At 46.8% G+C, this 22,849-nt stretch carries 21 protein-coding genes and 1 pseudogene; 6 read left to right on the top strand and 16 right to left on the bottom strand.

Going from position 1 to position 22,849, the window contains the following annotated elements:
• Nucleotides 1–5 precede the first annotated feature (5 nt).
• On the bottom strand, nucleotides 6–95 hold the full coding sequence (cydH, locus tag CEQ48_RS20610) for a cytochrome bd-I oxidase subunit CydH (protein WP_113591832.1): 90 nt from the start codon (nucleotides 93–95) through the stop codon (nucleotides 6–8).
• 136 nt (nucleotides 96–231) lie between these two features.
• On the opposite strand from cydH, the gene CEQ48_RS08920 reads away from it, so the two are divergent.
• The 3 genes from CEQ48_RS08920 (at nucleotide 232) to CEQ48_RS08910 (ending at nucleotide 2,889) form a co-directional block, all read left to right on the top strand.
• Entirely contained in the window at nucleotides 232–822 is a 591-nt protein-coding gene (locus CEQ48_RS08920) for a putative outer membrane beta-barrel protein (RefSeq protein WP_089070986.1), read from the top strand.
• A 505-nt stretch (nucleotides 823–1,327) separates the two neighbouring features.
• Nucleotides 1,328–2,788 (top strand): sodium-dependent transporter, encoded by a 1,461-nt coding sequence (locus CEQ48_RS08915; protein WP_089070985.1) that lies wholly within the window; start codon nucleotides 1,328–1,330, stop codon nucleotides 2,786–2,788.
• Nucleotides 2,788–2,889, top strand: a complete 102-nt coding sequence (locus CEQ48_RS08910) for a MetS family NSS transporter small subunit (protein WP_089070984.1) — start codon at nucleotides 2,788–2,790, stop codon at nucleotides 2,887–2,889. Before CEQ48_RS08915 ends, CEQ48_RS08910 begins: the two co-directional genes overlap by 1 nt.
• 92 nt (nucleotides 2,890–2,981) lie before the next feature.
• On the opposite strand, the gene ptsG is transcribed toward CEQ48_RS08910, so the two are convergent.
• The 14 genes and pseudogenes from ptsG to yceD all read right to left on the bottom strand — a co-directional run bounded on the left by ptsG (nucleotide 2,982) and on the right by yceD (nucleotide 15,386).
• Nucleotides 2,982–4,412 (bottom strand): PTS glucose transporter subunit IIBC, encoded by a 1,431-nt coding sequence (ptsG, locus tag CEQ48_RS08905; RefSeq protein ID WP_181710788.1) that lies wholly within the window; start codon nucleotides 4,410–4,412, stop codon nucleotides 2,982–2,984.
• A 443-nt stretch (nucleotides 4,413–4,855) separates the two neighbouring features.
• Nucleotides 4,856–5,623, bottom strand: a complete 768-nt coding sequence (locus CEQ48_RS08900) for a TatD family hydrolase (protein WP_089070982.1) — start codon at nucleotides 5,621–5,623, stop codon at nucleotides 4,856–4,858.
• Nucleotides 5,614–6,588 (bottom strand): DNA polymerase III subunit delta', encoded by a 975-nt coding sequence (locus CEQ48_RS08895; protein WP_089070981.1) that lies wholly within the window; start codon nucleotides 6,586–6,588, stop codon nucleotides 5,614–5,616. The genes CEQ48_RS08900 and CEQ48_RS08895 overlap by 10 nt, the downstream gene beginning before the upstream one ends.
• Nucleotides 6,581–7,220 (bottom strand): annotated as a pseudogene (gene tmk / locus CEQ48_RS08890) (dTMP kinase). Before tmk ends, CEQ48_RS08895 begins: the two are co-directional and overlap by 8 nt.
• Entirely contained in the window at nucleotides 7,217–8,233 is a 1,017-nt protein-coding gene (gene mltG / locus CEQ48_RS08885) for an endolytic transglycosylase MltG (protein WP_089070980.1), read from the bottom strand. Before mltG ends, tmk begins: the two are co-directional and overlap by 4 nt.
• The gene (gene pabC, locus CEQ48_RS08880) at nucleotides 8,230–9,033 is read right to left on the bottom strand and encodes an aminodeoxychorismate lyase (protein ID WP_089070979.1); all 804 of its coding nucleotides are present in this window, start codon (nucleotides 9,031–9,033) and stop codon (nucleotides 8,230–8,232) included. The genes mltG and pabC overlap by 4 nt, the downstream gene beginning before the upstream one ends.
• Before the next feature lie 77 nt (nucleotides 9,034–9,110).
• Nucleotides 9,111–10,355 (bottom strand): beta-ketoacyl-ACP synthase II, encoded by a 1,245-nt coding sequence (gene fabF, locus CEQ48_RS08875; RefSeq protein WP_089070978.1) that lies wholly within the window; start codon nucleotides 10,353–10,355, stop codon nucleotides 9,111–9,113.
• An 82-nt stretch (nucleotides 10,356–10,437) separates the two neighbouring features.
• Nucleotides 10,438–10,674 carry an acyl carrier protein gene (gene acpP, locus CEQ48_RS08870; protein ID WP_000065130.1) on the bottom strand — a complete coding sequence of 79 codons (237 nt, stop codon included), beginning with the start codon at nucleotides 10,672–10,674 and terminating at the stop codon, nucleotides 10,438–10,440.
• 235 nt (nucleotides 10,675–10,909) lie between these two features.
• Entirely contained in the window at nucleotides 10,910–11,644 is a 735-nt protein-coding gene (gene fabG, locus CEQ48_RS08865; protein WP_001925763.1) for a 3-oxoacyl-ACP reductase FabG, read from the bottom strand.
• Nucleotides 11,645–11,671: 27 nt separating this feature from the next.
• The gene (gene fabD / locus CEQ48_RS08860; RefSeq protein WP_181712586.1) at nucleotides 11,672–12,595 is read right to left on the bottom strand and encodes an ACP S-malonyltransferase; all 924 of its coding nucleotides are present in this window, start codon (nucleotides 12,593–12,595) and stop codon (nucleotides 11,672–11,674) included.
• A gap of 69 nt (nucleotides 12,596–12,664) precedes the next feature.
• On the bottom strand, nucleotides 12,665–13,615 hold the full coding sequence (locus CEQ48_RS08855; RefSeq protein WP_000287005.1) for a beta-ketoacyl-ACP synthase III: 951 nt from the start codon (nucleotides 13,613–13,615) through the stop codon (nucleotides 12,665–12,667).
• Nucleotides 13,616–13,620: 5 nt separating this feature from the next.
• Nucleotides 13,621–14,646, bottom strand: coding sequence for a phosphate acyltransferase PlsX (gene plsX / locus CEQ48_RS08850; protein ID WP_089070976.1), 1,026 nt, complete (start codon nucleotides 14,644–14,646; stop codon nucleotides 13,621–13,623).
• 9 nt (nucleotides 14,647–14,655) lie between these two features.
• Nucleotides 14,656–14,826: a 50S ribosomal protein L32 gene (rpmF, locus tag CEQ48_RS08845; RefSeq protein ID WP_000290732.1), complete on the bottom strand. Its 171-nt coding sequence runs from the start codon at nucleotides 14,824–14,826 to the stop codon at nucleotides 14,656–14,658.
• A gap of 26 nt (nucleotides 14,827–14,852) precedes the next feature.
• Nucleotides 14,853–15,386, bottom strand: a complete 534-nt coding sequence (gene yceD, locus CEQ48_RS08840; RefSeq protein ID WP_089070975.1) for a 23S rRNA accumulation protein YceD — start codon at nucleotides 15,384–15,386, stop codon at nucleotides 14,853–14,855.
• 147 nt (nucleotides 15,387–15,533) lie between these two features.
• Between yceD and CEQ48_RS08835 the strand changes: the two genes are divergently transcribed.
• Entirely contained in the window at nucleotides 15,534–16,115 is a 582-nt protein-coding gene (locus tag CEQ48_RS08835; RefSeq protein ID WP_089070974.1) for a Maf family protein, read from the top strand.
• 101 nt (nucleotides 16,116–16,216) lie between these two features.
• Here the strand turns inward: CEQ48_RS08835 and rluC are convergent, their stop codons facing one another.
• The gene (gene rluC, locus CEQ48_RS08830) at nucleotides 16,217–17,164 is read right to left on the bottom strand and encodes a 23S rRNA pseudouridine(955/2504/2580) synthase RluC (protein WP_089070973.1); all 948 of its coding nucleotides are present in this window, start codon (nucleotides 17,162–17,164) and stop codon (nucleotides 16,217–16,219) included.
• Between the two features lie 611 nt (nucleotides 17,165–17,775).
• Between rluC and rne the strand changes: the two genes are divergently transcribed.
• On the top strand, nucleotides 17,776–20,934 hold the full coding sequence (rne, locus tag CEQ48_RS08815; RefSeq protein WP_089070971.1) for a ribonuclease E: 3,159 nt from the start codon (nucleotides 17,776–17,778) through the stop codon (nucleotides 20,932–20,934).
• A 353-nt stretch (nucleotides 20,935–21,287) separates the two neighbouring features.
• Nucleotides 21,288–22,847 (top strand): SulP family inorganic anion transporter, encoded by a 1,560-nt coding sequence (locus CEQ48_RS08810; RefSeq protein ID WP_089070970.1) that lies wholly within the window; start codon nucleotides 21,288–21,290, stop codon nucleotides 22,845–22,847.
• Nucleotides 22,848–22,849: the final 2 nt, after the last annotated feature.

Raw genomic sequence — 22,849 nt, 5'->3', positions numbered from 1 at the left:
CAAAACTAGTACGAAATGGCTATAGCTCCGAAGCCGAGCAGCACAGTGAAAGTAATTACAACAATAGCCAGTGCAAACTTAAGATCTTGTTCCATATAAACCTCCTTGGCGACATAACAAAGTAATAACATTGGTGTGAAGTATCTTCAAGATTTGCTGATTTTTCGTGCACGATTATGCAGTTACTATCACAATACCTTGTGTCGTCAAAAACTTGGCTAGGATTTCAACATGCGTCAAATAAATATATTTATTCTTAATACATTGTTTCTACTCTTTGCACCACTCTCCGCCGCAGAGTGGATGGTAACACCTTCCGTTGGCTACACCTTGGGAGGCAAAGTAATCGATCAAGCAGGCAATCAATATGACCTTGATAATGCCAGCAGTTACGCTTTAGCAATTGAAACCACCTACGATAAAGGTCGGGTTGGTTTGTTCTATTCTACGCAATCCACCGAAGTCGAAGCACTGGTCAATCAAGACGCTTCTATTCACTACCTACATTTTCAAAGCAGCATTCACTACCCAATTGCTGAGAAATTTTCTTCCTTCATTGGCTTAGGAATTGGAGGAGCCTATACAGATGTTGAATGGGCAGATAAGAAGTATGGGTTTTCAGCCAGCGCATTCGGTGGAGTTGAATACAATCTTGCCCCAACTATAGCACTGAATGCCCAGTTACGTTGGTTAGGTACCATGGTTGATAATGACTCAAGCGCCGTATGTACCTTGCCTTCTTCAGGAAGCTGTGTTGTAAAATTCAAGTCTGATTGGCTTAATCAAGCCTCAGCACATGTCGGGATAACTATTCGTTTCTAATGACCGCTTTTTAGTCCCAAATTTTAACAAACTCGCGAAACTGGACATATCATCTAAAGGGTGGCTGTTTTTTAGACAGACACTCTTTCTTTTATATTAGATACTTCTATCAGTTCAATTTACCGATCTCAGTGAGATTCACTAACTCTCACCAATCAAACGCCATAATCCTCGATAAAGCCACCCAAACCCAAAGAATACAACCTACAATTAACAAACGATCAACCTATATAATCTATTGCCACCTACAAAATAAAACGGTAGTCTCGAACTATTGCGTAGCTGATTATTTCAGATTCCGCAAACACACATCGCGTAACTAAGAATTAAATTCTAGGTTTTCGGACAGCAACCAATATATATAACTAACTTTTTGCAGAATCATGGATGATAGAGCAAAAGTTGGCCGAGCAAATATTGTACGGATAACTTTGTCTCCTTTTACCCCTGATTCAGCGACTGCTGACGAAAAGCTTCATACCCTAGATATTACAAGGAGTTGTTTATGAAGCGAGAACAATGGGGATCCCGTGTTGGATTCGTATTAGCCGCCGTAGGGTCAGCAATTGGCCTTGGTAACATCTGGCGTTTCCCTTATATGGCCTATGAAAATGGTGGAGGTGCGTTTTTCATCCCTTATCTTTTCGCCATGGTCACCGCCGGCATTCCGTTTATGATCCTAGAGTTTAGCATGGGTCAGAAGCATCGGGGTTCAGCGCCAACGACACTCGCCAAAATTCACTCAAAATTTGAGTGGTTAGGCTGGTTTCAAGTTGGTATTGCAGCCGTAATTGCTGTTTATTATGTCGCGGTGATTGGTTGGGCGATTTCCTACTTTGGTATGTCGTTTACCCAAAGTTGGGGCAGCGATACTAACGCTTATTTCTTCAGCGAATACCTGAAGTTAGGGGATAACTCGCCCACAAATTTAGGCAGCATTCAATGGCACATCGCATTTGCTATGTTGATTGCATGGGTCATCACTTATGCAGCCATTGTGGGTGGGGTCAAAAAAGGCATTGAACGTGCATCAAAAATCATGATGCCGATTCTATTTATCATGGTGCTGATTCTGATCGCTCGCATGATCTTCCTACCCGGCGCATTGGATGGCGTGAACTACATGTTCCAGCCCGATTTCAGCAAAATCTGGGATGTGAAAGTTTGGGCAGCCGCTTATGGGCAGATTTTCTTTACTCTGAGCATCGGCTTCGCGATCATGCTGGCTTATTCAAGCTACTTGCCTGAGAAATCCGATATAACCAACAACGCCTTTATGACCGTGTTGATTAACTGTGGTTTCTCGGTGCTGGCTGGGATTATGATCTTTTCGGTATTGGGCTATATGGCTCAAGAGCAAGGAAAACCGTTGACGGAAGTCGTTTCAGCCGGTGTTGGTCTTGCTTTTGTTACCTTGCCAGCGGCGATCAATTTGTTGCCAATCCCATACATCTTAGGTCCTTTGTTCTTCTTAGCCTTGGTTGTTGCAGGTTTGAGCTCACACATTTCCATCATGGAAGCCGTCACCTCAGCGTTGATTGATAAGCTCGGCTGGAGCCGTAAGAAAGCCGCGAACATCGTTATTGGTATTGGCTTTTTAGTTTCAATGGCTTTTGCAACCAACGGCGGTTTGCTACTTCTGGACTTGGTTGACCACTTTGCGAACAACGTGGGTATCATGGCCAGCTGTTTGGTGGAGCTGGTATTGATGACTTGGTTATTGAAGATTTCTGATGTACGCAAATACGTCAACAGCATCTCTGATTTTAGCGTCGGGGTTTGGTTTGATATCTGCCTGCGCTTTGTTTCACCAGTTATCTTAGCGATTATCGTCGCAACGAAGCTGCAGACTCTCCTCACCGAAGGTTACGGCGGCTACGATTTAACACTCGGCTGGGCGATTATCGCCGCGCTATTGGTGATCGGAATTCTGATCAATGCAAGCTCACGCAAGGAGGCATACTAATGACATTCAGTGCAATTATCATGATGATCATCGGTCTTGGGATCACATGGGGTGGCGCAGCCATCTGCATAAAGAAAGCGATGGATAAGACTTCATCCTAAACGAATAGAACTGCGACTGTGTTGCAGATTCTTCTAGAGACGTAAAAAAGGAGACCTAAAGTCTCCTTTTCTTTAGGGGGAAGAATGAGAGATTAACCGTGATTACGGATCCACTCATCCATTTCTGTTTTTAAGTTGTCTGATTTAGTACCGAAGATAGCTTGTACACCACCAGAAACCATTACCACACCTGCTGCACCAAGCTTTTTCAGTTTGTCCTGATCAACTAGAGCAGTATCTGCTACCGATACACGCAGACGAGTGATACACGCATCTAGGTTAGTGATGTTCGCCTTACCACCGAATGCTGCAACCAGATCACCTGCTAGCTCGTTGCCGCTCGATGTTGAGCTATCAGCACTTTCATCTTCACGACCTGGTGTTTTTAGGTTCAGAGTGCGAATGACGAAAGTGAATACCACGTAGTACAGCACAGCATAGCCAATACCTAGACCAACCAACAGTAACATATTATCTGCACGTGGCGATTGAACAACAAAGTCAATGAAACCGTTAGAGAAAGTATGGCCATGAACCACGCCCAGCGCGTTAGTCAGAACGTAAGCCAGACCCGCTAATACAGCGTGGATAGCATACAGAACTGGAGCAACGAACAAGAATGAGAATTCGATTGGCTCAGTAATACCCGTCAGGAATGAAGTCAGAGCGGCTGAAGCCATGATGCCCATTACTTTGGCACGGTTTTCAGGTTTAGCACAGTGAGCAATCGCAAATGCAGCAGCTGGAAGACCGAACATTTTGAACAAGTAGCCACCCGCCAATTGGCCGAAACCATTACCTGCAGCGCGAGATGCATCATCTGCTGTTAGGAAGCAAGTCATGATACCGTGGACGGTTTCACCCGCACCATTCACACAAGTACCCGCTTGATAGAAGAAAGGTACGTTCCAAATGTGGTGTAGACCGAATGGGATCAGAGAACGTTCAACAATACCGTAAATACCAAATGCCGTTACTGGGTTTTGGTTTGCAGCCCAATCAGAGAAAGTGGCAATAGCAGAACCGATTGGTGGCCAAATGAATGACAGAACCACACCCAGTGCAATTGAAATGAAACCAGTAATGATAGGTACTGCGCGTTTACCAGCAAAGAAGCCGAGGTATTCAGGCAGTTGAATTTTGTAGAAACGATTGAATGACCAAGCTGCAACGCCACCGGCTAGGATACCACCTAGAACACCAGTATCGATGCCGCTCACGCCCATCACAGTTGCCATGACTTTTAAAGTCGCAACCATAATGCCGTAACCAACGATAGCAGAAAGACCTGATACACCGTCATTGTTAGTAAAACCCAGCGCAACACCTACAGCAAATAGCAAAGCCATTTGACTGAAGACTGAGCCACCCGCTTGTTCCATAAGATTTGATACAACCTCTGGCAGCCAGCTAAAGTTAGCGGCACCGACACCTAGCAAAATACCGGCAACAGGCAAAACTGATACTGGCAGCATCAGCGCCTTACCGACCTTTTGCAGATTCGCAAAAGCGTTCTTAAACATGTTTATGCTCCTGATTAAGTTATTAGAATTGCTGGGACTAACGGCATACCCCCGTAGCCTAAATGTTAGCACCCAGTGAAAATGTAACCACTTTTTGCATTATATTTTCCGGCTCTAAATATATCTTGATACCCCTCAAATTTTCTAGTTTGCGACGAAATTAAGTTTCAAATTACTAATTAGATCACAATCGGCAATCTTTCATTTTTAACTCAAAAATCAACCTAACCATATGTTTTATATATAAATAATTATTGATAGCATTAATTTTACTGGGTAAATAAAATAGACATGCATGTTATTTTTAGTAACAAAATTACAATTTGAGGAATTCCGCTCTATTTTTCAACAAATACAGTAAACACCTGCTTATTTAGAATTTCTTATTTATTTGACGAATAAAAAAGCGAGCAAACGCTCGCTTTTTTATCTAAATATGATTCTCATCGCAAAAAAAGATTTTGAAAATTTTGTGTTGTTTTTTGCGCAACTTCTGTCAAAGAAACCCCTTTTAGCTCGGCAATATAGGCAGCGACTTCGACCACATAAGCAGGTTGGTTCTCTTTACCACGATGCGGTACAGGGGCGAGATAAGGTGAATCCGTTTCAATCAAGAGACGATCCAGAGGTAAGGCTTTCACAACCTCTTTAAGATCCGTTGCTTGTCGGAAAGTCACAATCCCTGAAATAGAGATGTAGAATCCCAACTCCATCGCAGCTTGAGCAAAAGCAAGATCCTCTGTGAAACAGTGAATCACACCACCACACTGCTGCGCTTTTCCTTCTCTCAGTAATTGAAGGGTATCTTGTTGAGCATTACGAGTATGAATGATCAGCGGTTTATTCAGAGCCACAGCAGTCTCAATCTGCTGCCGAAAACGCAGTTTTTGTAAATCGGCGGTTTCAGGTTGGTAATGATAATCCAACCCCGTTTCGCCAATCGCAACCACTCGAGGATGCTGTGCATATTGGTGGAAAAGGTCGAGAGAGAAATCACTCTGCACATCCAGTGGATGCACACCACAAGAAGCATACACTTGCGAGAAAGGCTCGATCATCGCGAGCATCTTAGGGAAAGAATCAAGCGTAACGCCAACCGAGAGTAAATATTCCACTTTGGCTTGGTGCGCTTTGGCAAGCACATCGCTGACATCCGCGTGTAAGTCTTGGTAATCCAACTTGTCGAGATGACAATGAGAATCTACAAACATGTTTCCTCATCACTAAATTGATATAACCATTGCAGCAACAGCAGTTCTGTATTCAATCCACTGAACTGGTTCAATTGTTCCATCAGCCTTTCCAAGTTCGCTGTCTGTGCATAAAGTTTAGAATAGGTAAAACGGCCAGCTAATGCGGCACTTGCAGGGGGATAATAGTCTTGCTGCACACCAAAGTGAATTTTTTGCGCATCGGTCAAAACACACCAAACCCAATACAAATGCGTGGTCAGATCGGCATCGATGAGTGAGATACATTTAAGTTGCGCATTCACATCGCCACTCAGCGCATTGATAAGTTGGCTTTCAAGCTCGCGATATTTTTCCGTGCCCCCTTCGAGCATAAAGGCACGGGTTTTGATCGGTGAATCCGCGCAAAGATGTAAGGCGTAGGCAGGCGTCGTGATCCCCTGCCCTTTTAGCCACTCAACCACCAGCGCAGTGGTTGGCGCGGGAATGACTAATCTTTGGCAACGGCTGACAATCGTCGGCAAAAGATGCTTTATCCGAGAGGTGACTAAAATAAATAGACAGTCTGGTGCTGGCTCTTCGAGCGTTTTCAGTAGCGCGTTAGCGGAAGATTCATTCATCGCATCGGCAGGTTCAATCACAATCAAGCGATAACCAGAGCGCTGAGACGACTCTTGGGCGATACGATTCATCTGGCGAATTTGCTCCACCGTGATCGATTTGCCTACCTTTTCAGGCTTAACGACATGAAAATCGGGATGATTACCCGATTGCATTAAGCTGCAACTATGGCAAAAACCGCATGGCTCACTTTGGCTATTCGTACACATCAAGGTGCGGGCCATCAGTTCAACCAAACTCTCAACGCCTAATCCTTCTGATGCTTGAATTAACGTCGCTGACGAGATTTTTCCTGCAGCTAATCCTGCTTGCCAAGGCTGCCAGACAGGAACTAACCAAGGGTAAAGCGAATTGAGATTAGACACGGTTAACTTGACTCAACCAATCTTGCAATGCACGACGAATATCGGCGGTGACCTGTTCTATCGACTGTGCTGCATCAATCATAACCACAGAATCATCACTATTAGCCAATTCAAGGTAACGCTCACGAGCACGCTCAAAAAAGCTGATGTCCATTTTTTTCAATGCGATCCAACTCACCACGGCCGCGAGCACGTTCCAAACCAAGCTTAGGGTCGATATCCAAATATAAGGTTAAATCGGGTTTGAAATCCCCAAGCGCGGTCTGTTTAAGGCTTTGCATCGTGCTTGGTGCAATTTGTCGGCCACCACCTTGATAAGCTTGAGAGGACATATCATGGCGATCACCGACCACCCACTCACCTCTTGCTAACGCGGGTTTAATGACATTTTCCACCAGTTGTACTCGCGCGGCATACACCAAGAGTAACTCAGTAATGTCTTGAAGCTCTTCACCAGGGTGTTCTTCTTTCACTAACGCACGCAGCTTTTCAGCCAGCAGCGTACCGCCGGGTTCACGAGTGCGAGTGATATGATCAATCCCATTTTGCTGTAAGGTTTCCACCACCTCTTGAATCGCCGTGCTTTTGCCCGCCCCTTCAAGACCTTCAATTACGATAAATTTTGCGTTCATTGTTTTGTTCTAAGTTTTTTGAGATAAGCACGCACAGCACGGTTATGATCTGCGAGTGTCTTAGAGAAATTGTGTCCACCCTCACCGCTTGCCACAAAGTAAAGATAATCACTCTGTTCAGGATTGAGTGCAGCATAAATTGACGCTTCTCCGGGCATTGCGATAGGCGTTGGAGGTAAGCCATTGATCACATAAGTGTTATATGGTGTACGAGCGCGCAAATCTTTCTTACGGATATTGCCATCGTAGGTCTCTCCCATCCCGTAAATCACCGTTGGATCCGTTTGTAAGCGCATGCGCTTATTCAAACGATTAATGAAAACGGCTGCAATGCGTTCGCGTTCCTCGGCAATTGAGGTTTCTTTTTCAATAATCGAGGCAAGGATTAGGGCTTCATAAGGCGTCTGGATTGGTAGTCCCTCTTGGCGATGCTCCCAAGTCACTTGCAGAAATTTTTCCAATTTCTGATTAGCTCGTTTGAGGATCTCTACATCGCTGGTTCCTTTCGTAAAATGATACGTTTCCGCAAGAAACAAACCTTCCAGCTTTTCATGCTCAATGCCTAAAGCCTTTGCAATATCAATTTCAGTCAAGCCCGTCAGTTGCTGGGTGATGTTTTCGTTGCTTGCGAGGATATCCCGCCACTCTTGAAAACGACTGCCTTCCACGAAGGTGATGGAAAATTGATGCTCTTTACCAGAAACCAATAGCGCCAAAGCCTGCTCTAAAGACATATCAGGTTGTAGCTTGTAGGTTCCTGCCTTAATTTTGGAGAGTTCAGGATGAAAACGACGTACCCATTCGGCAACAAAGCTATCTTGGATCCAAGCTTGTTCGGTTAACTGGGCCAGCTCTCGACTGAGACTGGTTCCTGAGGCGATAGTGACGAGCTGAGCCTCTTGGATCATCAAAGGTTGAGCCAGATACTGATCCATCTGCTTAACAACATAAAAGTAGCTGCCTGCCACAATACCGATCAGAGCAACCAACGCCAATACCAGCTTTTTAATCACGAATTACTACTCTCCTGAAATCGTCGCGTCATGTTACCTATCGTCAATTGCTGTTCGCCAATTTGTCTGACTGGAGCGACCTCAAGCAAGGCATTGGTCATGAACACTTCCTCAGCACTCAATAAGTCTTCCAGCGTAAATTCATCAATCACAATAGGAATCTCTTGTTGCTGCGCGAGTTCGAGTATCTGTCGACGCGCAACTCCGGCGACTCCGGCATGTCTTAAACAAGGTGTAAACATCGTCCCATCTCTACACCAAAATATATTGGCTGCGGTGGTTTCAATCACCTTGCCATTGATATCTAAACAGACCCCATCATCCCATCCCGCGTTATCCATCTCGCGTTTGAGTAGGATCTGCTCCAGTCGATTATTATGTTTGTGTCCCGCCAACAGAGGATTTAATCCCATTCGCTGCTGACAAATCCCCAAAGCCAATCCCTTATCACGCCATGCTTGATAGTGGGCAGGAAAAGCAAAGGCGCTAATAGTAACACTGCTTTCACTCACTTGAGTAGGACTGTAACCACGCCCTCCCAAACCTCGACTGATGTGTATTTTCAGTCCAGCTTTCTCCTGCGGCAGGATCATGCTTTGCAGTCCCTGCCATACCCGATCCCAATTGGGCTCGGGAATGTGCAAGATATCAAGACAGGCCTGTAATCGCGCCTTATGTGAAGACCATTGCTGCACCTGACCTTCTTTGGTCAGTATAGTCGTGAAGCAACCATCGCCATACTGAAATGATCGATCATGAATAGGCACTTCATTACGCCGTTGACCATTGACCCAGTACATGCTCTCACTCCATAAAAAGAAACGGCTCAATGCTATGCATCAAGCCGTCTTAACTCAAGTAAAGAGTGATGAAGTTTTTACATGCGTTTGAAAATCAAGCTACCGTTAGTACCGCCAAAGCCGAATGAGTTACACATGGCGTATTCCATGTTCTCAACTTTACGCGCTACATGGGGTACCAAATCCACGCCTAAATCTTCTTCTGGATTATCCAGATTGATCGTTGGAGGGACGATTTGATCCACCAGAGACATCACCGTAATGATCGCTTCAGCAGAGCCCGCAGCACCTAATAAGTGACCTGTCATTGACTTGGTTGAGGAAACCAAAACTTGCTTAGTCCCTGCTTCACCCAATGCACGTTTAATGCCTTTCACTTCAGCCACATCGCCCGCAGGGGTAGAGGTACCGTGAGCATTAACATAACCAATCTGCTCGCCAGTCACGCCTGCATCACGCATGGCCGCTTCCATCGCCAGCGCACCGCCAGAACCGTCTTCACTCGGTGAAGTCATGTGATACGCATCACCCGACATACCGAAGCCAACCACTTCTGCGTAAATTTTCGCGCCACGCGCTTTCGCGTGTTCGTACTCTTCAAGCACCATAACGCCCGCACCGTCACCGAGCACAAAACCATCACGGTCTTTATCCCAAGGACGGGACGCTTTTTGTGGCTCATCATTACGAGTTGACAGTGCTTTCGCCGCACCAAAACCTGCCATGCCCAGTGGCGTCGACGCTTTTTCTGCACCACCTGCAACCATCGCATCCGCATCACCGTAAGCAATCATACGTGCCGCATGGCCGATATTGTGCAAGCCCGTGGTGCAGGCCGTAGAGATCGCAATATTGGGACCACGTAAACCACGCATGATAGACAGGTTACCGGCAATCATGTTGACGATGGTTGAGGGTACGAAGAAAGGGCTAACCTTGCGTGGGCCTTTCTCGATTAAAGCTTGATGTCCGGTTTCAATCAGCTCAAGGCCGCCGATACCCGAACCAATCGCTACACCAATACGGGTAGCATTGCCTTCATTAACTTCTAGGCCTGAATCTTCCAAAGCCTGAATGCCCGTAGCAATACCATACTGGATAAACAAATCCATTTTGCGAGCATCTTTTTTTGACATGTACTGTTCGCAGTCAAAACCTTTTACCAGGCCTGCGAAACGAGTAGAAAAATTGGTAGTGTCGAAGTGCTCAATGTTGACGATGCCGCTTTGGCCGGCCAACAAGGCTTTCCAAGATGACTCTACAGTGTTGCCTACCGGTGACAACATACCCATGCCAGTGACAACAACGCGACGCTTGGACACGATAATATTCTCCGGAATTGAAATGAGAGAGGGTTGAGAACTAAGAAAAATTCAGGCGGCCAGTGAGCCGCCTGAGGAGAGATTACTGAGCGTTGCTGGTTACATAATCGATCGCAGCTTGAACAGTAGTGATCTTCTCTGCTTCTTCATCAGGAATCTCAGTATCGAATTCCTCTTCCAGAGCCATTACCAGCTCAACAGTATCCAGAGAATCAGCACCCAGGTCTTCAACGAAAGAAGATTCATTCTTTACTTCTGCTTCGTCTACACCTAGCTGTTCAACAATGATTTTCTTTACGCGTTCTTCGATGTTGCTCATTTTTTCTTTTCCTTTACAGATTTCGCCTAATGCGATGATTCCGTAGTTTATTCGAACTAGGGAAAGTTGCAAGCGTGAGGTTTCTGGTCTAACCACAAATTAGGCGATTTTAACCGAAATTCACACCATTTTTGATATAAATCATGCATAAATATTGTGCATGTTACTTACATTTTTCACACAAATTTGCCTCACGAGCGCTGAATTTGCTCAATCGTTCAATAAGGCAAAATTGTTAGATCATGTACATACCGCCGTTGACATGCAGTGTCTCGCCGGTGATGTATGCCGCTTCTGGTGATGCAAGGAAAGCAACCGCAGACGCAATTTCACGAGGATCCCCCAGTCGACCTGCTGGAACCTGCGCTAGTGTAGCAGTACGTTGCTCGTCATTCAGCGCTTTTGTCATATCAGTTTCGATAAAACCTGGTGCAACTGTGTTGACGGTCACACCGCGCGATGCAACTTCACGCGCCATTGACTTAGTAAAGCCAATTACGCCCGCTTTTGCTGCCGCGTAGTTGGCTTGACCTGCGTTACCCATAGTGCCAACAACAGAGCCAACATTGATGATACGACCTTGACGTTTTTTCATCATGCCACGTAAAACGGCTTTAGACAGACGGAAAATCGACGTCAGATTGGTCTCCATAATGTCTGACCACTCTTCTTCTTTCATGCGCATCAGCAGGTTATCGCGAGTGATACCAGCGTTGTTCACCAGAATGTCGACGCCGCCGAACTCATCGGTAATGGCTTTCAGAACCGCTTCAATAGACTCAGGATTGGTCACATTCAATGCCATACCTTTGCCTTTGTCACCCAAGTAGTCGCTGATCGCCTGCGCACCGCTTTCGCTGGTTGCCGTACCAATCACTTTGGCACCACGTTCAGCTAAGAGTTCAGCAATCGCTTTACCAATGCCGCGGCTTGCGCCAGTCACAAGAGCAACTTTGCCCTCTAGATTCATGAATTGACTCATGTTTTCTTCCTGTTGTTATTTCACCGCATCCAAAGAAGCCACGTCATTGACTGCGACACCTTCTAGGTTTTTTACAATACGTTTTGTTAGACCAGTCAATACTTTACCCGGCCCCATTTCAATCAGCTTTTCGACACCTTGTGCGCTCATTTGTTCAACGCATTCAGTCCAACGAACTGGGCTGTAGAGTTGACGAATCAACGCATCTTTAATTTTTACCGGATCCGTTTCAGCCACAACATCAACGTTATTGATGACCGGAATTTGTGGTGCGTTGAATTCAAGATCTGCTAAAGTTTTTGCCAATTCATCGGCAGCAGGCTTCATCAACGCGCAGTGTGATGGTACGGAAACTGGCAGAGGCAGCGCACGTTTCGCGCCCGCTTCTTTACACAGAACGCCCGCACGCTCAACCGCATCTTTTTGACCAGCAATAACCACTTGGCCTGGTGAGTTAAAGTTTACAGGAGAAACCACTTCACCTTGCGCCGCGTCCGCACATGCTTTAGCAATCGCCTCATCTTCTAGACCGATGATCGCGTACATTGCACCCGTGCCTGCAGGCACCGCTTGTTGCATCAATTGACCACGCAGCTCAACTAGCTTGATCGCTTGTTTAAAATCGATCACGCCAGCACACACTAATGCTGAATACTCACCCAAGCTGTGACCGGCTAAAACCACAGGCTGCTCAAGGCCCAGTTGCTGCCATACACGCCAAATCGCAACCGAGGCGGCAAGCAACGCAGGTTGAGTACGGAAAGTTTGGTTGAGATCTTCCACTGGGCCATCTTGAACCAGCGCCCACAGATCGTAACCAAGCACTTCTGAAGCTTCGGCGAATGTCTGTTTTACCACAGCATACTGCTCGGCAAGGTCAGCCAGCATACCTACCGCTTGCGAGCCCTGACCTGGAAATACGATAGCAAACTTACTCATAAATCTTTCCTTCATCTAAGAATGGATAAGGAGTCCTAGGACTCCTTAAAGTCAAAATTCATTGTGCGTTTAGAACTTCACCAGAGCAGAGCCCCATGTGAAACCGCCACCAAAAGCTTCGAGCAGTAGCATCTGCCCACGCTGAATACGACCATCACGCACGGCTTCATCCAACGCTGTAGGCACAGTCGCCGCAGAGGTGTTGCCATGACGGTCTAAGGTAATCACCACCTGATCGAGCGACATCGAAAGTTTTTTCGCGGTTGCTGAGATAATCCGGTAGTTCGCTTGATGTGGTACCAACCAATCGAGCTCAGACTTGTGCATGTTGTTGGCTTTTAGCGTATCAACTACCAGTTTAGATAGTTGAGTTACTGCGACTTTGAACACTTCGTTCCCCGCCATGTGCAGCCATTTATCGCTATCACCACCACGAACAGGCACTTCAAGGCTCAGTAAATCACCAAACTCGCCATCGGCGTGGATGTGAGTAGAAAGAATGCCCGGCTCGTTACTTGCGCCCACTACTACCGCGCCAGCACCATCCCCAAATAAGATAATGGTCGAACGATCTGTGGGGTCACAGGTTTTGGACAACGCATCCGCACCAATCACCAAAACATGTTTGCACATGCCAGATTTGACATGCTGATCAGCAATAGAGAGCGCGTACATAAAACCAGAACACGCTGCGGCCAAATCAAACGCTGGACATCCTTTTATCCCCAGTTTACCTTGCACTTGGCAAGCGGCTGATGGGAAAGTGTGGCTCGCACTGGTGGTCGCCACAATAATCATATCGATGTCGTGTTTATCAATACCGGCCATGTCTATGGCATTTTGCGCAGCGAAGAATGCCATATCGGCAACGGTTTCATTGTCAGCCGCAATACGACGCTCGCGAATACCAGTACGAGCAACAATCCACTCATCACTGGTCTCTACCATTTTCTCTAAGTCTGCGTTAGTACGCACCTGAGATGGCAAGTAGCTGCCAGTACCTAAAATTTTGCTATACATGAAGACTAATAATGCCTCTCGAGTAAAACCGCTTCCAAACGATCGCTTATACGGCTGGGTACTTGTCGTTTCACCTCATGCACCGCTTCAGAAATCGCATTCACGACCGCGGATACATCAGCACTTCCATGACTCTTAATGACAATGCCGCGCAATCCTAGCAAACTTGCGCCGTTATACTGGTCGGGGTTCAGGGTTTTTAATTCAGTAAAGAGCTCAGAAAACAGTTTTCTTGCAATCCAACCCTTTATGGATGAGGCTAAAAGCGATTTTTTTAACTTATCGATAAAGAGTTGCGCTGTTCCTTCACACGCTTTAAGGCAGACATTCCCGACAAAGCCATCGCACACTATCACATCTGCCGCATCAGTTAACAGTTGATTACCCTCAATATAACCAATGAAATTGATCGCCTGAGTTTGGGTCAGCATTTCCGCACAGCGCTTAACCAGATCATTGCCTTTAATCTCTTCTGCACCGATGTTTAAAATTGCCACTCGTGGAGCTTGCTGCAGATGCTGCTCAGCAAGCGCGGCGCCCATCACCGCAAATTGAAACAGAGAATCGGCATCACTTGAGACATTCGCGCCCAGATCGAGCATCCAGGTTTTGCGGCCAGAAATAGTGGGCAGAGCAGAAACCAGCGCCGGACGATCAATACCTGGTAGCAATTTGAGACGAAAACGCGACAGCGCCATCAAAGCGCCGGTATTTCCGCCACTGACACACGCATCCGCTTGATTTTCAGCAACAAGATCAATCGCCATGCCCATAGAACTGCCAGCACTGTGACGTAAAGCAAGCGAAGGTTTTTCGGAGTTGGAGATGACACGGTCACTGTGCACAATACTTAAACGCGTATTGGCCGAATAACCAAGAAGAGAGAGTTGTTGAGCGATCTGATGTTGATCACCCACTAAGATCACTTTTAGCTCTGGGAAATGTGACAGTGCCTGCACGGCGGCAGGCACTGTTACGCGCGGACCGAAATCCCCGCCCATTGCATCAAGTGCAACGGTTAAATTTTGCAAAGGTCAACCTTACTTGTTGATAACCTTTTTACCACGGTAGTAACCTTCAGCGGTTACGTTGTGGCGCAGGTGAGTTTCACCTGAAGTTGCGTCTACAGATAGCGCTGCAGCAGTTAGCGCATCGTGTGAACGACGCATGCCACGTCTTGAACGTGTTTTACGGTTTTGTTGTACGGCCATGGACCCTACTCCTATGTTAAGAATGCTTAGCGAATTACTTCTTCAAGCTTTTTAAAAACATCGAATGGATTCGGCTTCTCTTCCAAAACTTCTTCTGGAAGTTCACCAAACACCAAATTGTCTGAATCAACGCTACAATCCGCTTCGTCATGCATCGCAACTTGAGGCAAATTTAAGATGAACTCGTCTTCAACTAACTGAACTAGGTCAACCTCACCAAACTCGTTTAGATCTACCAAATCATACTCGTCTGGGGCGTCTTCTTCACTTTTACGACCTAAGTAAGGAGTATAAGTGAATTCAACTTCGCACTCGTGTGCGAAAACCTCGTTACAGCGCTGACACTCTAAATCAACTTCGATGTTAGCTTTACCAGAGATAACAACCAGTTGCTGTTCATCAATCTCAAATGACAATGAAACTTCAGCGTCGCGTTTAACGCCTGCGACTGACTCCTCTAAGCGCTTGAACAAATTAACTTGGATGATGCCATCAAAGTCTAATCTTTTCTGAGCGGCTTTAGCCGGATCAACCGTTCGCGGTATTTTTACCTTTTGCATAGGGCGCGAATATTATCTTCCAAAACAGATTTAGTCAAAGAAAAAGGCAAAAAACTTGGTTTTTTTTCCCTTTCCACAGAGAGCATTATGAACAGCGCATTAGGATACGTTATGCTGCTGTCAAACACGCGATGATTGTAAAGTAAAATGCAAAATTACCAACTAGTTTTAGCTTCTACCTCTCCATTTCGCCAACAAATTCTGGCGAAATTAAAGCTGCCTTTCGTCACTGCAAAACCCGATTGCGACGAAACGCCGTTAATCGGAGAAACACCCGAACACTTAGTGATGCGCTTGGCTGAAAACAAAGCGCGTAGCTGCTTTTTAGCAGACCCGAGCTTAGTGATTGGGTCAGATCAAGTCTGCGTGATCGATGACCAAATCATCGGTAAACCCTTAACTACTGAAAAAGCCGTTGAACAACTTTTACGCCAAAGTGGTCAAGCGATTACCTTTTATACTGGCTTAGCGCTTTTTAACAACCAAACTCAGCAAACGCAGGTGCTTTGCGATACCTTTACTGTGCATTTTCGAACCTTATCCGAGAGTATGGCTAGACGTTATGTCGAGACTGAGCAACCACTGCACTGTGCAGGTAGCTTTAAAAGTGAGGGATTAGGCATCGCCTTGTTTGAGCGCTTGGAAGGCGACGACCCCAATTCACTCATCGGCTTACCCCTGATTAAGCTCATTCAGTTGTTAGAAAATGAAGGGCTCAATGTCATTTGACTTTAGCGTTGGCATTGCACAACGGACACCGCAAGGTTTTATCACGAAAAAACTAACAGAAAAGGGCGAATTATCGCCCTTTTCTTGTTTAGACATCCGGTTTAAGCCTGACGCATTTTTGCCAGTGCTTGCTCCAAATGCCCTTCGAGTGGCGCATGGATTTCCAACTTTTTCTCGCTGGCAGGATGCACAAATTGGATGTTTGCCGCATGCAAAAAGAGGCGCTCAATCCCAAATTGCGCTGTATAAGCATCAAAGCGGCGATCACCATAACGATCATCCCACGCTATCGGGTGACCCATATATTGAGTATGTACACGAATTTGGTGCGTACGCCCAGTAACAGGACTCGCTTGTACTAACGTCGCTTCAGCAAACTTCTCAAGAATACGGAATCGGGTTTCCGACGGCTTACCGTTGGAGTTCACGCGCACTATGCTGTTGACTTCATTTTTCAGCAACGGCGCATTGACCACTTTACACTCTGCATCCCAATGTCCCATGACTAAAGCGTAGTAGTACTTCTGCACTGTTTTCTCGCGAAACTGAGCTTGTAAGTGGCGCAGTGCCGAGCGTTTTTTGGCCACCAGCAAAATCCCTGAGGTATCACGGTCAATACGGTGTACTAACTCAAGAAAACGCGCTTGGGGGCGCAGGGCGCGCAAGGCTTCAATCGCACCAAAGTGCAAACCGCTCCCACCATGCACTGCAGTACCTGACGGTTTATTGAGGATGAGTAAATGATCGTCTTCATAGACAATACAGTGTTCTAATTCCGCCACTTTACTGAGTTTGGTACTCGGTGGAGCAGTCTCGTTCTCTTTGACTTCCACGGTGACGGGAGGCACACGTACCACATCGCCCGCTTCGAGCTTGTATTCTGCTTTTACGCGTTTTTTGTTCACGCGCACTTCTCCCTTACGTAGAATTCGATAAACCACGCTTTTGGGAATATTTTTTAATTGGTTGCGCAAAAAGTTATCAATGCGCTGACCAGCCATGTCTTCATCAATGTCGATGAACTGGACTTGAGTTCTGATTTCGTTCATGGCGCTATTCTATCTGGAATCGAGTTAAAGTCACATTTTCTTAGCAACAAAAAAAGCCATTTTTCATTAGCACCAACCCCATTTGCCGACAATTTAACCAAGTTAACCTTGGGCTCACTACCTAATTTGGTCGCACGGATGCTCCAAGTCTAACATTTCAATCACCTTATCTTTATTTAACAATAAGTTAGATTGTTGGTTTTTTGTAATCTCCCGCAAATAATTTGCGCTACATTGGAAAGCTGATTGCTGACTTTGGCAGTCACTGCTATAGTTCACAGCTGCAAGAGCTGAACTGGTGGCATTTTGTTCTTTACCGTTCAATTTCTGGCAAATTAATGAGTAGTCAGTCGAAAACAAGGTGCAGCACACGGCGTAAGACACACTGTTTGAGGCTTTTTGTTGCTCTACTCGTCGCCTTTTCATGTTGAGTACCCACCGCCTTTATAGCGGATCACAGGCAATCGTTGGCTTGTGAATACTGATGTGCCCCAGAGCATCCCCTCCAGCCGGGAGGCTGTATCGAATAAGCCATGGGATCTGGCACCGTGAAAACGAAACTCGGCAACAAAAACAAGAATCAAAACTATATAAGAAAATGAGATTTCTAAATGAAAAGAATGTTAATTAACGCAACTCAAAAAGAAGAGTTGCGTGTCGCGTTGGTCGATGGCCAACGTCTGTTCGATCTGGATATTGAAAGTCCGGGGCACGAATCGAAAAAAGCAAATATCTACAAAGGCCGCATTACCCGCATTGAACCCAGTCTTGAAGCTGCATTCGTTGACTACGGTGCTGAAAGACACGGTTTCCTCCCTCTCAAAGAAATCGCTCGTGAATATTTCCCTGATGGTTATAGCTACCAAGGTCGTCCAAACATCAAAGATGTGCTGAACGAAGGTCAGGAAGTGATCGTGCAAATCGAGAAAGAGGAGCGCGGTAGCAAAGGTGCAGCCCTAACCACCTTTATCTCTCTAGCGGGCAGCTACTTAGTTCTGATGCCAAATAACCCTCGTGCTGGCGGTATTTCTCGTCGTATCGAAGGCGATGAGCGCACTGAACTGAAATCCGCACTCAGCTCACTAGAATTGCCACAAGGTATGGGCTTAATTGTCCGTACCGCAGGCGTAGGTAAAAGCGCTGAAGAGCTAGAGTGGGACTTAAATGTACTGCTTAAGCACTGGAGTGCGATTAAACAAGCGTCTGATTCAAACCCTGCACCTTTCCTTATCCACCAAGAAAGTAACGTGATTGTTCGTGCGATCCGTGATTACTTGCGTCGTGATATTGGTGAAATTCTTATCGACAGCAACAGCATTTACGAGCGTGCTCTTGAGCATATTCGTTTAGTGCGCCCAGATTTCGTCAATCGTGTGAAAAAATACGAAGGCGAAGTACCGCTGTTCAGCCATTTCCAAATCGAAAGCCAGATTGAATCGGCTTTCCAACGTGAAGTTCGCCTGCCTTCTGGTGGTTCAATCGTCATTGACCCGACCGAAGCCTTGACTTCTATCGACATCAACTCTGCCCGCGCAACCAAAGGTGGCGATATTGAAGAGACCGCTCTCAATACCAACCTAGAAGCTGCGGATGAAATCGCACGCCAATTGCGTCTGCGTGACCTCGGTGGTCTTGTGGTGATCGACTTCATCGATATGACCCCTGTTCGCCACCAGCGTGAAGTGGAAAACCGTCTACGTGAAGCAGTGCGTGTTGACCGTGCTCGCGTTCAAATTGGCCGTATTTCTCGCTTTGGTTTGCTGGAAATGTCGCGTCAACGTTTGAGCCCTTCTCTGGCAGAAGCAAGCCATCACATCTGTCCTCGTTGTAAAGGAACCGGCGTGATTCGTGACAACGAATCTTTGGCACTCTCTGTTCTGCGCTTAATTGAAGAAGAAGCACTCAAAGACAACACATCGCAAGTGCTTGCGGTGGTACCTGTCTCTATCGCTTCTTATCTGTTAAACGAGAAGCGTCGCTCAATCAATCACATTGAAAAAGCGCAGCAAGTTCGCATTACTATCGTGCCAAATTCCGATATGGAAACACCGCACTTTGAAGTTATCCGCGTGCGTGAAGGTGAAGAGCAAGATGTTCTCTCTTACCTGATCCCGAGAAAGCTGGAAGCGATGAAAGAAGCGGAAGGCAAAGAAGTGGTCGATGTTGAGCTCAAACCAAAACGTATTGAAGAGCCAGTACTGAAAGGTTTTGCCGCGCCTGCGGAAGCAGTTCCTGCTCCAACACCAAAACCTAAAGCAGAAACTCAACCTGTTGCAGAGGTACAGCAACCTGCGCAGCCTGGTTTCTTTAGCCGTGTGTTTAAAGCGATTGCGAGCCTATTCTCTGCGACACCGGAAGCGGCCAAAGTAGAAGCGCCTGTAACGCAGAACAGTGAACAAGACAAACCTCGCCGTGAACGTAACGATCGTAATAATGATCGTCGTCGTAACCCTCGTGACAAAAACCGTCGCCGCGGTAATGAGGAAAACAACGAGCGTAACGATAAAGAGACATCAAACAACAACCGTAAGCCACAAGAGCGCAAGCCAAAGCAAGAGCGTGGTGAGCGTAACGAACGTAATGACCGCAATGAACGTCCAGAAACGGAGCGTTCAGAACGTCAAGATCGTCGTAATAAACGAGATGAAAGCAAAACGGCTAAATTGCTTGAGCAAGGTCGCCAATTAGCGGCTGAAGCACAACAAGAAGTTAAAGCCGTTGAGCCTAAAGAAGAGAAAGCCGCGGTTGTTAAAGAACGTCGTCAACGTCGTAAGCTCTCGAAGCAAATTCGAGTCAAAGATCAGCTTGCCGCAGAAGAGTTAGACAACCTGTCTACAGCTCCTGTTGACAATGCGTTCGACGCTCCAGCGCCAGTTAATCTGCCTGTAACCGATGATTTTGCGGATTCGGCTCAAGAGGATAACGAGCAAGATGATCAGAAGCAGCGTCGTAATCGCCGCTCGCCACGTCATCTGCGCGCCAGCGGCCAGCGTCGCCGTCGCGGTCGTGATCGTCGCCCTAACCCATTCCGCCTGCGTAAAGGTGGGGTTGCCTCTCCTGAGATGGCCATGGGTAAAGTGATGCCTCGCTACGACTTAGCGCCGCGTCCGCAATCGCGCCATGAAACTGCTGAAGGTGCTCAACATGTGACACATGTAACACCGACTGCGGCAACTGCGGTAGTAGAAAGCGAAAAAGTGGCAGCGCCACGTGTACTCGGAGGCGTTGCCTTCCCAGAAATGGCGATGGGTAAAGTCATCGCACGTCGTGAAACTGCTGCGGTTCAACCTGAGCCAGTAGTGCAAGAGCCAGTGATTACTGACGTGATCGCAGAGACACTCATCGCACCCGTTGAGCCGGTCGTAGTTGAAGCTGCAGTGATTGAAGCTCCGGTAATTGAAGAGTCAGCAGCAGAAACTGCGGCGCTAGAAACCGTAGTGGCGGAAGTCGCTGAAGTCGAAGAGCCAGCCACAATCAGTGACGAGGTTGTCGCACAAACGACAGTTGAAGTGATCGCAGACAAAATGGCAGAACCAATTAAGGTTGTTAAGCCAGTGTCAGTGAGTGCAAAATCACTCACCGCGAAAGCGGTCATCCAACAGCCGTACGCCTCATCGCCGATGACTAAAGCACCGGGGTCAGATGACATCCGTGAAGTGCAGGTTAACGCCGCGCCTTTACGTGCTGAACGTTACCAAGCACGTGGTGCGGGTAGTCAAGTCGCGCGTAATCAAGCCCGTGCGGGCATGAGTAAGCCGCAAAGCTTCTAAATAGCTAAACCATACGATAAGGGCTGCCGACGCAGCCCTTTCTTTTACTCGTGATTCTTGTATTTCCCAACAATCTTGCATCATCTCTTGCGCAGATGCCTTGCGTACATACTACTTGGCGTTGCAGCCAATAGCGCTAGAGCTCAAGTAGCAAGGGGATGACCTTATTCACGCTGGTGATATGGGCTCACACTATAATTGATGATTGCACCCTACCGTTCAATTCTGTAGCATCCGCAGTTCAAAATTAACCCGCTTAGTCACACCTTGATCTTTCACTTTATGTTAAGCGGCTCGGTTCACTTCATGCTCATCACTCATGAGCAACACAAATACGGAACACGGTTTTGCCCATGTTTGAATTCCCTTCTTTCTCGCAGCACTCAATAAAAAATGATGTGTTATCTGGGTTGACGGTCGCACTGGCTCTGGTACCAGAAGCGGTGGCTTTTGCTTTTGTCGCGGGGGTCGACCCTATGGTTGGCCTTTATGCCGCGTTTATTGTCGGCCTGATTACCTCCATTTTTGGTGGTCGTCCCGGTATGATTTCTGGTGCAACCGGAGCAATGGCAGTGGTGATGGTGAGCTTAGTCGCAAGCCATGGTGTGCAGTATTTATTTGCCGCGATTCTTCTCACGGGTTTACTGCAAGTGGCAGCAGGCTTGTTTAAGTTAGGCAAATTTATTCGCATGGTACCGCATCCAGTGATGATTGGTTTTGTGAATGGACTAGCGATTGTGATTTTTCTAGCTCAACTCGGCCAATTTAAAGCTCCCGATCTCAACGGAGTCATGACTTGGCTACCACAAAAGGAATTGCTCCTCATGTTAGGGCTGGTTGCCTTAACGATGGCGATCATCCATTTTCTACCCAAACTCACCACCGCGATACCTTCTTCATTGGCAGCGATAGTCACTGTCACTCTGCTGGTTCAAGGTTTAGGCTTGGAAACTCGTACCGTCGTGGATTTTCTGCGGGCTATGTCTGGGAATGATGCGGCAACTCTTGCGGGCTCTCTTCCCTCTTTTTCGATTCCCGCGGTACCTCTGACTTGGGAAACCCTAACGATCATTTTCCCTTACGCTTTAATTCTCGCTGCGATTGGCTTGATAGAGTCACTGCTGACGCTGGCGGTTTTAGATGAAATGACTGGCACTCGCGGCCAATCCAACCGTGAGTGTATGGGGCAAGGCTTAGCCAATATCACCTGCTCCATGTTTGGTGCCATGGGTGGCTGCGCCATGATTGGGCAATCGATGATCAACGTTAACTCTGGTGGACGTGGTCGTCTATCGGGGATAGTCGCAGCCGTATTGCTGCTGTGCTTTATCCTGTTTACCGCTTCTTTGATTGAGATGATCCCGCTTGCGGCATTAGTCGGCGTCATGTTTATGGTGGTGATTGGCACTTTTGAATGGGCTACCTTCAAATTAGCGCGCCGAGTTCCGAAACAAGATTTCTTCGTCATTGTGTTGGTGACAGTGGTTACCGTGTTTACCGATTTAGCGATTGCGGTCGCAGTCGGTGTGATTGCCTCTGCGTTGATGTTTGCATGGGAGCACGCCAAACATATTTATGCAGCCAGCCATATCAATCCTGATGGGCATAAGGAATATCATATTCATGGCCCCATTTTCTTTGGGTCGGCCGCGAACTTCCTTGAATTGTTTGATGCGCACCATGATCCTAAAGAAGTGATTGTCGATTTCGCTCGCTCACGTGTGGCCGATCATTCAGCGATTGATGCGATAGAAACCTTAGCGGAACGTTATGCTGCCGTTGGTAAAACCTTGCACTTGCGCCATTTAAGTCAAGACTGCCGCGCTCTACTACAGAAAGCAGGCAGCTTAGTGGAAATCAACCTTAAAGAAGATCCAACCTACAAAGTCGCTAGTGATGTTTTGGCAGGATAATA

It is taken from the genome of Vibrio tarriae (assembly GCF_002216685.1).
In the GTDB taxonomy this organism is placed as follows: Bacteria; Pseudomonadota; Gammaproteobacteria; order Enterobacterales; family Vibrionaceae; genus Vibrio; species Vibrio tarriae.
The sequence above is the reverse complement of the archived record's forward strand: the minus strand, read 5'-3'. Positions and strand labels throughout refer to the sequence as shown.

Excerpts from the sequence above, each read along its gene's own strand:
- cydH (WP_113591832.1), bottom strand. The coding sequence starts at position 95 with ATGGAACAAGATCTTAAGTTTGCACTGGCTATTGTTGTAATTACTTTC.
- CEQ48_RS08920 (WP_089070986.1), top strand. The coding sequence starts at position 232 with ATGCGTCAAATAAATATATTTATTCTTAATACATTGTTTCTACTCTTT.
- CEQ48_RS08915 (WP_089070985.1), top strand. The coding sequence starts at position 1,328 with ATGAAGCGAGAACAATGGGGATCCCGTGTTGGATTCGTATTAGCCGCC.
- CEQ48_RS08910 (WP_089070984.1), top strand. The coding sequence starts at position 2,788 with ATGACATTCAGTGCAATTATCATGATGATCATCGGTCTTGGGATCACA.
- ptsG (WP_181710788.1), bottom strand. The coding sequence starts at position 4,412 with ATGTTTAAGAACGCTTTTGCGAATCTGCAAAAGGTCGGTAAGGCGCTG.
- CEQ48_RS08900 (WP_089070982.1), bottom strand. The coding sequence starts at position 5,623 with ATGTTTGTAGATTCTCATTGTCATCTCGACAAGTTGGATTACCAAGAC.
- pabC (WP_089070979.1), bottom strand. The coding sequence starts at position 9,033 with ATGTACTGGGTCAATGGTCAACGGCGTAATGAAGTGCCTATTCATGAT.
- acpP (WP_000065130.1), bottom strand. The coding sequence starts at position 10,674 with ATGAGCAACATCGAAGAACGCGTAAAGAAAATCATTGTTGAACAGCTA.
- fabG (WP_001925763.1), bottom strand. The coding sequence starts at position 11,644 with ATGAATCTAGAGGGCAAAGTTGCTCTTGTGACTGGCGCAAGCCGCGGC.
- fabD (WP_181712586.1), bottom strand. The coding sequence starts at position 12,595 with ATGAGTAAGTTTGCTATCGTATTTCCAGGTCAGGGCTCGCAAGCGGTA.
- CEQ48_RS08855 (WP_000287005.1), bottom strand. The coding sequence starts at position 13,615 with ATGTATAGCAAAATTTTAGGTACTGGCAGCTACTTGCCATCTCAGGTG.
- rpmF (WP_000290732.1), bottom strand. The coding sequence starts at position 14,826 with ATGGCCGTACAACAAAACCGTAAAACACGTTCAAGACGTGGCATGCGT.
- yceD (WP_089070975.1), bottom strand. The coding sequence starts at position 15,386 with ATGCAAAAGGTAAAAATACCGCGAACGGTTGATCCGGCTAAAGCCGCT.
- CEQ48_RS08835 (WP_089070974.1), top strand. The coding sequence starts at position 15,534 with ATGCAAAATTACCAACTAGTTTTAGCTTCTACCTCTCCATTTCGCCAA.
- rluC (WP_089070973.1), bottom strand. The coding sequence starts at position 17,164 with ATGAACGAAATCAGAACTCAAGTCCAGTTCATCGACATTGATGAAGAC.
- rne (WP_089070971.1), top strand. The coding sequence starts at position 17,776 with ATGAAAAGAATGTTAATTAACGCAACTCAAAAAGAAGAGTTGCGTGTC.
- CEQ48_RS08810 (WP_089070970.1), top strand. The coding sequence starts at position 21,288 with ATGTTTGAATTCCCTTCTTTCTCGCAGCACTCAATAAAAAATGATGTG.